General features: G+C 60.3%; 10 protein-coding genes and 1 pseudogene. 9 read left to right on the plus strand and 2 right to left on the minus strand.

The features are described 5' to 3' along the window. Nucleotides 1-53 precede the first annotated feature (53 nt). From hutI to QMK58_RS02460, 9 genes are all read left to right on the plus strand, one after another. Nucleotides 54-1,277 (plus strand): imidazolonepropionase, encoded by a 1,224-nt coding sequence (gene hutI, locus QMK58_RS02420; RefSeq protein WP_320395823.1) that lies wholly within the window; start codon nucleotides 54-56, stop codon nucleotides 1,275-1,277. Beyond that, complete coding sequence (hutG, locus tag QMK58_RS02425; protein ID WP_320395824.1) at nucleotides 1,270-2,073, plus strand: N-formylglutamate deformylase; 804 nt, start codon at nucleotides 1,270-1,272, stop codon at nucleotides 2,071-2,073. Before hutI ends, hutG begins: the two co-directional genes overlap by 8 nt. A gap of 283 nt (nucleotides 2,074-2,356) precedes the next feature. Then, entirely contained in the window at nucleotides 2,357-3,328 is a 972-nt protein-coding gene (pip, locus tag QMK58_RS02430; protein ID WP_053153277.1) for a prolyl aminopeptidase, read from the plus strand. Continuing rightward, nucleotides 3,325-3,762, plus strand: coding sequence for a D-aminoacyl-tRNA deacylase (dtd, locus tag QMK58_RS02435; protein WP_053153280.1), 438 nt, complete (start codon nucleotides 3,325-3,327; stop codon nucleotides 3,760-3,762). Before pip ends, dtd begins: the two co-directional genes overlap by 4 nt. A gap of 321 nt (nucleotides 3,763-4,083) precedes the next feature. After that, on the plus strand, nucleotides 4,084-5,901 hold the full coding sequence (locus QMK58_RS02440; protein WP_053153378.1) for a glucan biosynthesis protein G: 1,818 nt from the start codon (nucleotides 4,084-4,086) through the stop codon (nucleotides 5,899-5,901). Beyond that, entirely contained in the window at nucleotides 5,894-8,464 is a 2,571-nt protein-coding gene (gene mdoH, locus QMK58_RS02445) for a glucans biosynthesis glucosyltransferase MdoH (protein ID WP_053153281.1), read from the plus strand. Before QMK58_RS02440 ends, mdoH begins: the two co-directional genes overlap by 8 nt. Before the next feature lie 192 nt (nucleotides 8,465-8,656). After that, entirely contained in the window at nucleotides 8,657-9,454 is a 798-nt protein-coding gene (locus tag QMK58_RS02450; RefSeq protein WP_053153284.1) for a transporter substrate-binding domain-containing protein, read from the plus strand. A 128-nt stretch (nucleotides 9,455-9,582) separates the two neighbouring features. Then, the gene (locus tag QMK58_RS02455; protein ID WP_053153287.1) at nucleotides 9,583-10,542 is read left to right on the plus strand and encodes an amino acid ABC transporter permease; all 960 of its coding nucleotides are present in this window, start codon (nucleotides 9,583-9,585) and stop codon (nucleotides 10,540-10,542) included. Beyond that, a complete protein-coding gene (locus QMK58_RS02460) occupies nucleotides 10,535-11,269 on the plus strand; it encodes an amino acid ABC transporter ATP-binding protein (RefSeq protein WP_053153291.1) in 735 nt (244 codons plus the stop codon). The genes QMK58_RS02455 and QMK58_RS02460 overlap by 8 nt, the downstream gene beginning before the upstream one ends. 142 nt (nucleotides 11,270-11,411) lie before the next feature. On the opposite strand, the gene QMK58_RS28845 is transcribed toward QMK58_RS02460, so the two are convergent. Together QMK58_RS28845 and QMK58_RS28850 are read right to left on the minus strand one after the other, a co-directional pair. Further along, a complete protein-coding gene (locus tag QMK58_RS28845) occupies nucleotides 11,412-12,284 on the minus strand; it encodes a methyl-accepting chemotaxis protein (protein ID WP_413817419.1) in 873 nt (290 codons plus the stop codon). Continuing rightward, nucleotides 12,267-13,328, minus strand: a pseudogene (locus tag QMK58_RS28850) (methyl-accepting chemotaxis protein); the annotation flags it as partial. The gene QMK58_RS28845 and the pseudogene QMK58_RS28850, both read right to left, overlap by 18 nt. Between the last annotated feature and the right edge of the window lie 156 nt (nucleotides 13,329-13,484).

The following is a 13,484-nucleotide window of genomic DNA, read 5'->3' on the forward strand; positions in this document are numbered from 1 at the left end:
TGTAGGAGCCGGCTTGCTGGCGATTCGATTTTGAATACTGTGGAGACTAAGGGATGAAAACCCTCTGGCAACACTGCCACGTCGCAACCATGGCCCAAGGCGTCTACTCGATTATCGAGGACGCGGCCATCGTGACGTCCGGTGCGCTCATCGAGTGGATCGGCCCTCGCGCTGAACTGCCGGCGGGCGAGTACCCGGCGGTCAACGATTTGAACGGGGCCTGGGTCACGCCGGGCCTGATCGACTGCCACACCCACACGGTGTTCGGCGGTAACCGCAGCGGCGAATTCGAGCAGCGTCTGCAAGGCGTCAGCTATGCGGACATCGCAGCCAGCGGTGGCGGCATCGCCAGCACAGTGCGTGCCACCCGCGCTGCGAGTGAAGACGAGCTGTTCGCCAGCGCAGCCAAGCGCCTGAAAAGCCTGATGCGCGATGGCGTTACCAGCATCGAAATCAAATCCGGCTACGGCCTGGACCTGGCCAACGAACGCAAGATGCTGCGTGTGGCCCGTCGCCTCGGTGCAGAATTGCCGGTCAGCGTTCGCAGCACCTGTCTGGCGGCTCATGCCTTGCCGCCGGAATATGCCGATCGTGCCGACGATTACATCGATCACATCTGCGCTGAAATGCTCCCGGCCCTGGCCGCCGAAGGCTTGGTGGACGCCGTGGATGCGTTCTGCGAGTACCTGGCGTTCTCCCCGGCGCAGGTCGAGCGCGTATTCATCACCGCTCAGAAGCTGGGTTTGCCGGTGAAGCTGCACGCCGAGCAGCTGTCGTCGCTGCACGGCTCGAGTCTGGCGGCGCGTTACCAGGCGTTGTCCGCCGATCATCTGGAATTCATGACCGAAGACGACGCCATCGCCATGGCCAAGTCCGGCACCGTCGCGGTGCTGTTGCCCGGGGCCTTTTACTTCCTGCGCGAAACCCAATTGCCGCCGATGGAAGCCCTGCGCAAGCACGGCGTGAAAATCGCCATCGCCAGCGACCTCAACCCCGGCACCTCGCCGGCGCTGTCATTGCGCCTGATGCTGAACATGGCCTGCACCTGTTTGCGCATGACCCCGGAAGAAGCCCTGGCCGGTGCGACGATCCATGCCGCCACTGCATTGGGCATGGCCGACACCCACGGTTCGCTGGAAGTCGGCAAGGTCGCGGACTTCGTCGCCTGGCAAATCGATCGTCCGGCCGACCTGTGTTACTGGCTCGGCGGCGACCTGGAAAAACGCGTCGTGCGCCACGGCGTCGAATCAAGTTTGCAGGAGATCTGCTGTGGATAAGGTTCTGAACTTCAAACAAGGCCGCGTGCCGCTGCTGATCAGCATGCCCCACGCTGGCGTGCGCCTGACGCCTGCGGTCGAAGCCGGGTTGATCCCTGACGCGAAAAGCCTGCCGGACACCGACTGGCACATTCCGCAGCTCTACGACTTCGCCGCCGAACTGGGCGCCAGTACCCTGGCCGCCGAGTATTCGCGGTTCGTTATCGACCTGAACCGCCCGTCCGACGACAAACCGTTATATGTCGGCGCGACCACCGGCCTGTACCCGGCCACGTTGTTCGATGGCGTGCCGTTGTTCCGCGAAGGGCAGGAGCCTTCCAAAGAACAACGCGCGATTTATCTGGAGCAGATCTGGACGCCGTACCACAGCACACTGCAAAACGAGCTGGCGCGTCTGAAGGCCGAATTTGGCTACGCGCTGCTGTTCGATGCGCACTCGATCCGCTCGATCATCCCGCACCTGTTCGACGGCAAGCTGCCGGACTTCAACCTCGGCACCTTCAATGGCGCCAGTTGCGATCAGCAGTTGGCGACGCAACTGGAAGCCATTTGTGCGCGTCATGACCAATACACCCACGTGCTGAACGGTCGCTTCAAGGGCGGCCACATCACCCGGCATTACGGCAACCCGGCCGAAAACATCCACGCCGTGCAGCTGGAGCTGGGGCAGTGCACGTATATGGAAGAGTTCGAGCCGTTCCGCTACCGGCCGGACCTGGCGGAGCCGACGCAGGTTGTGTTGAAGGAATTGCTGCAAGGGTTGTTGGCGTGGGGCGAAAAGCACTACAGCGCTTAAACACGAAACGCTGGCAAGTGGGCTTTTGTGGCGAGGGAGCTTGCTCCCGTCCGGCGGCGAAGCCGTCGTAAACCCGGACAGTCAGGTGTATCTGACAAAACTCGGTTGAAGGGTTTTGGGGCTGCTACGCAGCCCAGCGGGAGCAAGCTCCCTCGCCACAGGTTTGATTGCGAACTCTTGCCAGGCTGGGCATGCTCATTGACGTAAATCGGGTTTATGATGCCCCACGGCAGAATAATAGAAGTCCCCCCAGGGATGACCTCGACCCCTTACGGAGCGCGCAATGCAGACTTTGTACCCGCAGATCAAACCCTACGCCCGGCACGATCTGGCTGTCGATGCGACCCACACCCTGTATGTCGATGAAAGCGGTTCTCCGCAAGGTTTGCCGGTGGTGTTCATCCACGGTGGCCCCGGTGCCGGATGTGATGCCCAGAGTCGGTGCTTCTTTGATCCGAACCTGTACCGCATTGTCACCTTCGACCAGCGCGGTTGCGGTCGTTCCACTCCCCACGCCAGTCTGGAAAACAACACCACCTGGGATCTGGTTGCCGACCTTGAGCGGATTCGCCAGCATCTGGGCATCGAAAAATGGGTGCTGTTTGGCGGGTCCTGGGGTTCGACCCTGGCGCTGGCCTACGCGCAAACTCACCCGGAACGGGTGCACGGTCTGATCCTGCGCGGGATCTTTCTTTGCCGTACGCAGGAAATCGAATGGTTCTACCAGGCGGGCGCCAGTCGTCTGTTCCCCGACTACTGGCAGGACTACATCGCGCCGATCCCGCTGGACGAGCGTGACGACTTGCTCAAGGCTTTCCACAAGCGCCTGGTCGGCAACGATCAGATTGCCCAGATGCATGCGGCCAAGGCCTGGTCCACGTGGGAGGGGCGCACCGCAACCCTGCGTCCGAACCCGCTGGTGGTCGATCGTTTCTCCGAGCCGCAGCGTGCGTTGTCCATCGCACGCATCGAGTGTCATTACTTCAGTAACAACGCTTTCCTTGAACCGAACCAGTTGATTCGCGACATGGGCAAGATCGCCCATTTGCCGGGGGTGATCGTGCACGGTCGCTACGACGTGATCTGCCCGTTGGACAACGCCTGGGAGTTGCACCAGGCCTGGCCGAACAGTGAACTGCAGGTGATTCGTGATGCCGGTCACGCCGCTTCCGAGCCAGGCATCACTGACGCGCTGGTTCGGGCCGCCAATCAGATGGCGCGCCGCCTGCTCGACCTGGCGCCCGAAGAAGCATGAAAGGCTTGTTGCAACGGGTGCGTGGAGCACGGGTCGAGGTAGCGGGCGAGGTGGTGGGTGCCGTCGATCAGGGTTTGTTGGTGCTGGTGGCCGTCGAGCCCGAAGACACTCGGGCCAGTGCCGACAAACTTCTAAATAAGCTGCTTAACTATCGGGTATTCAGCGATGCCGTGGGCAAGATGAACCTGTCCCTGGCGGATGTCGGCGGCGGGTTGCTGCTGGTCTCTCAGTTCACCCTCGCCGCCGACACCAGGAGCGGGCTGCGTCCGAGTTTCTCGACCGCGGCCCCTCCGGCCCAGGGAGAGGAACTTTTCAACTACCTATTAGACAAAGCGAAACAGGTGCATGGCACTGTGGCATCAGGTAGATTCGGCGCGGATATGCAGGTGCACCTGGTCAACGATGGCCCGGTTACCTTCCTGTTACAGACCTGAAAGCCCTTGAAACATCTTTTTAAGCGCTTTTCGGCTGAAAACAGGCGTTTTCCCCGATAAATACTTTGTTACGCCTGATGCGTTGTAACGCGGCCTACTAGATAATCGCGCGCTACGGGGATCGGCGTTCGTTGGTCCATTTTGACTTAGGTAGAGACTTGTCCTGATCCGATTGGGGAATCATTTTGCCCCAGCGGAGTCGGAACAATGCTCGCCAACTTGGCAAGAGTGGTTTGTAAGGCCGGTTTTTTTACGCCGGGATCCGCACAAACCCTTCAACTGGCCGTTGGTTTTTTGATCTGTTTTCGGCGAGGGTTGCTCGTGATTGTTAGTCCCTGTAATGCACCAAAATTGTCTGCCAAACGGTTACGTAGCGCACTGGTAGCGGGCTCTGCACTGCTCTGCCTGCTCAGCGCCGGCCAACTTTGGGCATTCAATCTGGATGATGTGTCGGTCAAGGCAAAAGAGCTGGCCGGGCAGAAGTACGAAGCGCCGCGCAGTAACCTGCCGAACGAATTTCGTGAAATGAAATTCGCGGACTATCAGAAAATCCGTTTTCTGACCGAAAAAGCCGAATGGGCTGATCAAAAGACGCCGTTCAAGCTGTCCTTTTATCACCAGGGCATGCATTTCGATACGCCGGTGAAAATCAATGAAATCACCGCGAACACCGTCGAAGAAATCAAATACGACCCAAGTCGTTTCGACTTTGGCGACCTGAACTTTGATCCTAAGGCCACCGAACAACTGGGCTATGCCGGTTTCCGTGTGCTGTACCCGATCAACAAGGCCGACAAGCAAGACGAAATCATGACCATGCTCGGCGCGAGCTACTTCCGCGTCGTGGGCAAGGGTCACGTCTACGGCTTGTCCGCCCGCGGCATGGCACTCGATACCGCCTTGCCGTCCGGAGAAGAGTTTCCGCGTTTTCGCGAATTCTGGATTCAACAGCCAAAACCGGGCGACAAGCACCTGGTGATCTTTGCACTGCTGGATTCGCCGCGTGCCACCGGCGCCTATCGCCTGACCTTGCGTCCGGGCAGTGACACCATTGTCGACGTCAAGGCGCAGATGTATCTGCGTGACAAGGTCGGCAAACTGGGTATCGCACCGCTGACCAGCATGTACCTGTTCGGCGCCAATCAGCCGTCGAAAGTGCTGAACTACCGTCGTGAACTGCACGACTCCAGCGGTCTGGCAATCCATGCCGGTAACGGCGAGTGGATCTGGCGTCCGCTGAACAATCCCAAACACCTGGCTGTCAGCAACTTCTCGGTCGAGAACCCGCGTGGTTTCGGTCTGCTGCAACGCGGCCGCGACTTCAGCCACTATGAAGACCTCGACGACCGTTACGACAAGCGCCCGAGCGCCTGGATCGAGCCCAAGGGTGATTGGGGCAAGGGCACCGTCGATCTGGTCGAAATTCCGACCGCCGACGAAACCAACGACAATATCGTAGCCTTCTGGAACCCGGAAAAATTGCCGGAACCTGGTCAGCCGCTCGATGTCGCTTATCGTATGCACTGGACCATGGACGAGGCTTCGATCCACGCCCCGGACAGCGCCTGGGTCAAGCAGACCCTGCGTTCTACCGGTGACGTCAAACAGTCCAACCTGATTCGTCAGCCGGACGGCAGCGTTGCTTACCTGGTGGATTTCGAAGGTCCGTCCCTGGCTGCTTTGCCAGCCGATGCGGAGGTTCGCAGTCAGGTCAGCGTTGGTGATAACGCCGAACTGGTCGAGAACAGTGTGCGTTACAACCCTGAAACCAAGGGCTGGCGCTTGACGCTGCGTATGAAGATCAAGGATCCGGGCAAGGCTACTGAAATGCGTGCCGCGCTGGTGCAGAACATCGTGCCTGCGGACCTGGCCAAGACTTCGATTCCAGCGTCCAACTCCTCCGTTGCCAAGGCTGACAAAGTCGCCGCCAAGCAGCAGGAAAAAGCCGACAAGGAAGCCAAGGCCGCCGAGGCCAAGCAGGCCGACGTCAAGCCGGTTGCAGATGCCAAGGACAAGGCCAACAACAAAGACGCCCAGCAGCCTGCCGCTGCCGGCGCGGCCCCAGTCACACCGGAATCGGCACCGACTGAAGAAGTCCTGACCGAAACCTGGAGCTATCAGTTGCCTGCCGATGAGTAATTCCCAAGTACAGCCAGAAACTCTTGCCGAGTATCTGGCGCATCTGCCGATGAGCGACCAGCAACGTGCGGAACTCGCCGGTTGCCAGTCCTTCAGCGAACTGCATGAACGCCTGTCGTCATCGACGTTCGACGCCCCGACCGAGGCCGCTCAGGCTTCGGTGGGCAAGCGCCTGACGCTGAGCACTGCCGAAGAATTGCAGGACGCGGAAATGCTGGCGCTCGACGCCAGCGGTCGGATCTGCCTCAAGGCGACCCCGCCGATTCGCCGCACCAAGGTCGTGCCGGAGCCGTGGCGCACCAACATCCTGGTGCGAGGCTGGCGCCGGATGACCGGTCGTACCAACCCGCCGAAGCCGCCCAAGGACGAACGTGTCCTGCCGGCCGCACGCTGGCGCACCGTAGGTTCGATCCGTCGCTACATTCTGTTGGTGCTGATGCTCGGCCAGACCATCGTCGCCGGTTGGTACATGAAAGGCATCATGCCTTACCAGGGCTGGTCGTTCGTCGACCTCAACGAAGTGCTGCATCAACCGCTGCTGCAAACCGCCACGCAAGTGCTGCCGTATGCCTTGCAGACCAGCATCCTGATTCTGTTCGGGATTTTGTTCTGCTGGGTCTCGGCCGGTTTCTGGACCGCGCTGATGGGGTTCCTTGAGTTGCTCACCGGTCACGATAAGTACCGTATCTCCGGTAAAAGTGCCGGTAACGAGCCGATTGCGAAAGATGCGCGCACCGCACTCGTAATGCCGATCTGTAACGAAGACGTGCCGCGGGTATTCGCCGGCCTGCGGGCGACCTTCGAGTCGGTTGCGGCCACGGGTGACCTGGACCGTTTCGATTTCTTCGTCCTCAGCGACAGTAACGACGCCGATATCTGTGTCGCCGAGCAACAGGCCTGGCTGGATGTTTGCCGCGAAGCCGGGGGCTTCGGCAAGATCTTCTATCGCCGCCGTCGTCGTCGCGTAAAACGTAAAAGCGGCAACCTCGACGACTTCTGCCGTCGCTGGGGCGGTGACTACAAGTACATGGTCGTACTCGACGCCGACTCGGTGATGAGCGGTGAGTGCCTGACCAGTCTGGTGCGTTTGATGGAAGCCACGCCGGACGCCGGGATCATCCAGACCGCGCCGCGTGCGTCGGGCATGGACACCCTGTATGCGCGCATGCAGCAGTTTGCGACCCGTGTGTACGGTCCGCTGTTCACCGCCGGTCTGCACTTCTGGCAGCTGGGCGAGTCGCATTACTGGGGCCATAACGCGATCATCCGCATGAAGCCGTTTATCGAGCACTGCGCCCTGGCGCCGTTGCCGGGCAAGGGTGCGTTTGCCGGTGCGATCTTGTCCCACGACTTCGTTGAAGCCGCGCTGATGCGTCGTGCCGGTTGGGGCGTATGGATTGCCTACGATTTGCCGGGCAGCTACGAAGAGCTGCCGCCGAACCTGCTGGACGAACTCAAGCGTGACCGTCGCTGGTGCCACGGCAACCTGATGAACTTCCGCCTGTTCCTGGTCAAGGGCATGCACCCGGTGCACCGTGCAGTGTTCCTGACCGGCGTGATGTCTTATCTGTCGGCGCCGTTGTGGTTCTTCTTCCTGGTATTGTCGACGGCGCTGCTGGCGGTCAATACGTTGATGGAGCCGCAATACTTCCTTGAGCCGCGTCAGCTCTATCCGCTGTGGCCACAATGGCATCCGGACAAAGCGATCGCGCTGTTCTCGACCACTGTCGTGCTGCTGTTCCTGCCGAAGCTGTTGAGCATCATCCTGATTTGGGCCAAGGGTGCGAAAGAGTTCGGCGGCAAGTTCAAGGTGACCCTGTCGATGCTGCTGGAGATGCTGTTCTCCATGCTGCTGGCGCCGGTGCGGATGATTTTCCACACCCGTTTCGTCCTCGCCGCGTTCCTGGGCTGGGCCGCGACCTGGAACTCGCCGCAACGTGACGACGACTCCACGCCGTGGAGCGAAGCGGTCAAACGCCACGGTCCGCAAACCTTGCTGGGCTTCTTCTGGGCCTTGCTGGTGATCTGGCTGAACCCGAGCTTTCTCTGGTGGCTGGTACCGATCGTCGGTTCGTTGATGCTGTCGATCCCGGTGTCGGTGATCTCCAGTCGAGTTGGCCTGGGCCTCAAGTCCCGTGACGAAAGCCTGTTCCTGATCCCTGAGGAATACAATCCGCCACAGGCGTTGCTGGCGACTGACCAGTACACCCACGAAAACCGTTGGCATGCGCTGAACGACGGCTTCGTCCGGGCAGTGGTCGATCCACAGCAGAACGCCCTGGCGTGCTCGCTGGCGACTTCTCGTCACGGTCAGGCCGAGCCGATCGAGTGGCTGCGGATCGAGCGGGTTCGTCACGCCATGAAAGTCGGCCCTGAAGGGTTGACCAACAATGAGCGTGTGCAACTGCTCAGCGACCCGGTGGCTCTGGCGCGCCTGCATGAGCAGGTCTGGAGCGAAGGTCACCCTGAGTGGCTCGGTGCGTGGCGCAAATCGGTCAAGGCCGATCCCCATGCGCCGCTGCTGCCGCTCAAGCCCTTGAGCGTGCAGGCACAACCGGCCTGATGAAAAAACCCCGCTATCCAGCGGGGTTTTTTTTGCCTGATCGTCCCCAAACCCTTGTGCAAACAGACGAGTGCGTTAGGATCCGTCCCCGAATTGGTGTGCCCGGATAATTTTTGTCCGTAGGGGTGCGTTTCCTTCAGGGGAGCTGCCTTTTTGCGCGCCTCACAACGCAATGTTTTTGGGGACTTTAAGATGAAGAAGTATCTGTCGATGCTGCTGGTCGGCGTCACGGCATTGGTCGCAGTCAGCACGGCGCAAGCGGGTGCCATCGATGACGCGGTCAAGCGCGGCACATTGAAAGTCGGCATGGATCCGACCTACATGCCCTTCGAAATGACCAACAAGCGCGGCGAGATCATCGGTTTCGAAGTCGACCTTCTCAAAGCCATGGCCAAGGCCATGGGCGTCAAGCTGGAGCTGGTGTCTACCGGCTACGACGGCATCATCCCGGCCTTGCTGACCGACAAATTCGACATGATCGGTAGCGGCATGACCCTGACTCAGGAACGCAACCTGCGCCTGAACTTCAGCGAACCGTTCATCGTGGTCGGCCAGACCCTGCTGATCCGCAAAGAGCTGGAGGGCACCATCAAGTCCTACAAAGATCTGAACACTGCCGACTACCGCATCACTTCCAAGCTGGGTACCACCGGCGAGATGGTCGCCAGGAAGCTGATCTCAAAAGCCAAGTACCACGGCTATGACAACGAGCAGGAAGCCGTGCTCGACGTGGTCAACGGCAAGGCCGATGCCTTCATCTACGACGCACCGTACAACGTCGTTGCGGTGAACAAGGTCGGCGCCGGCAAGCTGGTGTTCCTCGACAAGCCGTTCACCTACGAACCACTGGCTTTCGGCCTGAAGAAGGGTGACTACGACAGCATCAACTTCATCAACAACTTCCTGCACCAGATCCACGAAGACGGCACCTACGATCGCATCCATGACAAGTGGTTCAAGAGCACCGAGTGGCTCAAGGACATGGAATAAGGCCGGTCAGAAAGACCGAGTCGCTCCCATCGCCAGCAGGCGGGCTCCCACAATGAAATGCATTCCCCTGTGGGAGCCAGCCTGCTGGCGATGATGGCCTTCAAGGCAACACAAACCCGGAACTTGCAATGACACTGAAAAAAGCCCAATGGCCCTGGCACGTGCTGACCGTGCTGGTGCTGATCGGCCTGGCCGGCGCGTTGTATTACGCCACCTCGCTGATGTCCTACGAATGGCGCTGGAACCGCGTGCCGCAATATTTCGCCTATCACGCCGAAGAGTCCCAGCGCGCTGCCGACATTTCCACTGTCAGCGAACTGGTGCGCAAGGGCGACAAGGCTGAGGTCACCCTGCGCAATGACGCGGGTGAAGAACAACACCTGATTGTTGACGACAACAGCCTGCAAGTCGCTCAGGGCGATGACGTGGCTGAAGGTGACGTGATTGGCGTGACCCGGCACTGGGCCGCCGGACCGCTGTTGTGGGGGCTGTGGACGACGCTTTGGTTGTCTGTCGTGTCGGGCGTTCTGGGTCTGCTGATTGGCTTGGCGACCGGCCTTTGCCGTCTGTCGAACAACCCGACCCTGCGCGACCTCTCGACGATTTACGTCGAACTGGTGCGCGGTACGCCGCTGCTGGTGCAGATTTTCATTTTCTACTTCTTCATCGGCACGGTGATGAACCTGTCCCGGGAATTCGCCGGGATCGCCGCGTTGTCGCTGTTTACCGGTGCCTACGTGGCGGAAATCATCCGTTCCGGCGTGCAGTCGATTGCTCGTGGCCAAAATGAAGCCGCGCGTTCGCTGGGCTTGAGCGCCGGGCAGTCGATGCGCCACGTGGTGTTGCCGCAAGCCTTCAAGCGCGTATTGCCACCGCTGGCCGGGCAGTTCATCAGCCTGGTCAAGGACACGTCTCTGGTGTCGGTGATCGCGATTACCGAACTGCTGAAAAGCGGCCGTGAAGTCATCACCACTTCGTTTTCACCGTTCGAAATCCTGTTCTGCGTCGCCGGCCTGTACCTGTTGATCAACCTGCCGCTGTCGAAAATCGCCAGCCGTCTTGAGCGGAGGCTCGCGCAAAGTGATTGAAGTCCGTGATCTGGTAAAAGTGTATGACACCCGCGGGCTGGTGGTGCGTGCGGTGGATAACGTCAGCACCAACGTCGCCAAAGGCGAAGTGCTGGTGGTGATCGGCCCCTCCGGCTCCGGCAAATCGACCTTCCTGCGTTGCCTCAATGGACTGGAGGAGTTCGACTCGGGTTCGGTAAGCATCGACGGCCTGCAACTGGCCGACCCGAAAACCGACGTCAACGCCTATCGCCGCGAAGTCGGCATGGTGTTCCAGCATTTCAACCTGTTCCCGCATATGACCGTGCTGGAAAACCTCTGCCTGGCCCAGAAAGTCGTGCGCAAGCGCGGCAAGAAAGAGCGCGAGGCCAAAGCCATGGCATTGCTGGAAAAGGTCGGGATTGCACAGAAGGCCAACGAATTCCCATCACGCCTGTCCGGCGGACAGCAGCAGCGCGTGGCGATTGCCCGGGCGCTGGCGATGGAGCCCAAGGTCATGCTGTTCGATGAGCCGACCTCGGCGCTCGATCCGGAAATGGTCGGCGAAGTGCTGGACGTCATGAAGAACCTGGCTGTGGAAGGCATGACCATGGTGTGTGTCACACACGAAATGGGCTTCGCCCGGGAAGTGGCGGACCGGGTGTTGTTCTTCGATCACGGGAAGTTGCTGGAAGATGCGTCGCCAGCGCAGTTCTTCGATTCGCCGAAGGATCCGCGGGCGCAGGCGTTTTTGCGGCAGGTTCTCTAAAGGCCGCGGCCTTGGGGTCGCTAATCGCCAGCAGGCTGGCTCCCACAGAGAGTTTGTAGTGTTGATGCCAAACCCTGTGGGAGCCTGCCTGCTGGCGATTGCATCACTTCGGTCCATAGCGAACCGAGGCAGATGAATCACCTCAAACCTTGAATCTGCCCACCAGCATCTGCAAATGCGTCCCCAGCCGCGCCAGCTCAACGCTGGACGCCGCGGTCTCTTCACTGGCCGCCGAGGTCTGATCCGACACATCCCGTACATTCAGCACGCTACGGTTGATCTCTTCCGCCACTGCACTTTGCTGTTCAGCGGCAGCGGCGATCTGCTGGTTCATCGCCTGAATTGCGGAGACAGTGCGGGTGATGCTCTCGAGCGAACCCCCCGCACGACGGGTCAGTTCGACGCTGCTGTCGGTCAGGTTGCGGCTGTTGTCCATGATGCTCGCAACTTGCTGCGTGCCGTTTTGCAGGCCGACGATCAGCTCTTCGATTTCCTCGGTGGATTTCTGGGTACGCTGGGCCAGGCTGCGGACCTCGTCAGCCACCACGGCAAAACCGCGACCCGCTTCGCCGGCCCGTGCGGCTTCAATCGCCGCGTTCAGCGCCAGCAGGTTGGTTTGCTGGGCCACGGACTTGATGACGTCCAGGACACTGCCGATCTTGTCGCTTTCGCGTTTGAGCTCGCCCATCGCTTCGGTGGAGTGGCCGACTTCCAGGGCCAGGCGCTCGATTTGGGCGATGGCTTCGCCAACCACTTTGTCGCCCTCACGCGCTTGCTGGTCTGCGGCGACGGCGGCCTCGGAGGCTTCCTCGGCGTTGCGCGCGACTTCCTGCACGGTGGCGGCCATTTCGTTCATGGCGGTCGCGACCTGATCGGTTTCTATTTTCTGATTGTTGACCCCGGCACTGGTCTGCTCGGTGACGGCGGACAGCTCTTCGGCGGCGCTAGCGATTTGAGTCACGCCATCGCTGATGCCGCCAATCAGTTCACGCAAGCCCTGGGTCATGCTCTGCATGGCACGCTGCAGCTGGCCGAGTTCATCGCGACGCTTGGAGACGAGGTTGTGGGTCAGGTCACCGCTGGCCACGCGCTGGGCCACGGCCAGGGTCTGGTTCAGCGGAATGATGATCTGGCGGGTGATCGCCCAGGCGGCCAGCAGGCCGAAAGCGATGGCCAGCACGGTGGCGAGGGCCAGCATGTCCTTGGCGTGTGCAGCATCGGTGTCGCGCACTACGGTTTGCGAGGCAGTGAGTTTTTCGCTCACATCCAGCAGGATGTTGCCCTGGGCAGCCATGGTCACCAAGGCCTTGGCGCTGGCCGATTGGGCATCGCGGAACTGGCTGACAGCGGCGCGATAGGCCTTGAGCGAGTCGGTTGCCTGTTGCAGGTTGGCGAGATGCTCCTCAGGCAGTTTGGCCGGCAGGCTCTCGAGATTTTTCAGGGCATCATCGATAGCGTTCAACGCGGGTTGTTCGGCTTCGCTCTTGCCGCTGTAGGTGTAGCCGCGAACCTGGAAACGAGCCTGCTGGATCAGCTTGGTCAGATCGATCACGCTGTTGAAGGCGCTCACGCTGTCGCCTTGCAGCATGGATTTTTCCACGTCGGCCACGCGGGCTATGGCGTTGTCGGCGGTGACGCCGAGTTTGCCACGAGCCTCTTCGCGGTGGGCGCCGGCCTGGGTCATATCGCTGAACGCGCGACGGTACTCGGCGACGGCCGCCAATTGCTGATCGACCTTGGCGGCGTCAGCGGGTTGCTCAATCAGGGTGCGAGCGGTCTGCAGGCTGGTTTCGAGCTTGCTGAGCAAGTCGTTGACGACGCCCGGGCCTTGTTCGCCGCGGCGCATTTCGTAGTCCAGGCGCGCGATGCGCAGGTCTTTGGTCAGCCCGTTGATCTCGGAAATGAAACCCAGTTTATCGCCGCGACTGGTCACGCCGGTCAGGCCGGTCCAGCCAGTGAAGGTAATCAACAGGGTCAGTAACAGCACCAGACCAAAGCCGATCCCCAGTTTGCGTTTGACGCTGACGTTTCCCAGATTCTCGGCTAACCATTGATACATGCTGAAACTCCCCCGGACCTTAATTTGGTATCACGGGGGGTATATCGGCCGTTGTCGGCCAATCTATAGGGGTCGTCGGATAGACGGGAAGGCGAGATAGGAGCTGCCGAAGGCTGCGATCTTTCGACTTTGATTGTTCAAGATCAAGAGATCGCA

The organism is Pseudomonas sp. P8_241, from assembly GCF_034008315.1.
In the GTDB taxonomy this organism is placed as follows: domain Bacteria; phylum Pseudomonadota; class Gammaproteobacteria; order Pseudomonadales; family Pseudomonadaceae; genus Aquipseudomonas.

Coding starts and splice junctions, on each gene's coding strand:
- hutI (WP_320395823.1), top strand. CDS start 54: ATGAAAACCCTCTGGCAACACTGCCACGTCGCAACCATGGCCCAAGGC.
- pip (WP_053153277.1), top strand. CDS start 2,357: ATGCAGACTTTGTACCCGCAGATCAAACCCTACGCCCGGCACGATCTG.
- dtd (WP_053153280.1), top strand. CDS start 3,325: ATGAAAGGCTTGTTGCAACGGGTGCGTGGAGCACGGGTCGAGGTAGCG.
- mdoH (WP_053153281.1), top strand. CDS start 5,894: ATGAGTAATTCCCAAGTACAGCCAGAAACTCTTGCCGAGTATCTGGCG.
- QMK58_RS02450 (WP_053153284.1), top strand. CDS start 8,657: ATGAAGAAGTATCTGTCGATGCTGCTGGTCGGCGTCACGGCATTGGTC.
- QMK58_RS02455 (WP_053153287.1), top strand. CDS start 9,583: ATGACACTGAAAAAAGCCCAATGGCCCTGGCACGTGCTGACCGTGCTG.
- QMK58_RS28845 (WP_413817419.1), bottom strand. CDS start 12,284: ATGCAGAGCATGACCCAGGGCTTGCGTGAACTGATTGGCGGCATCAGC.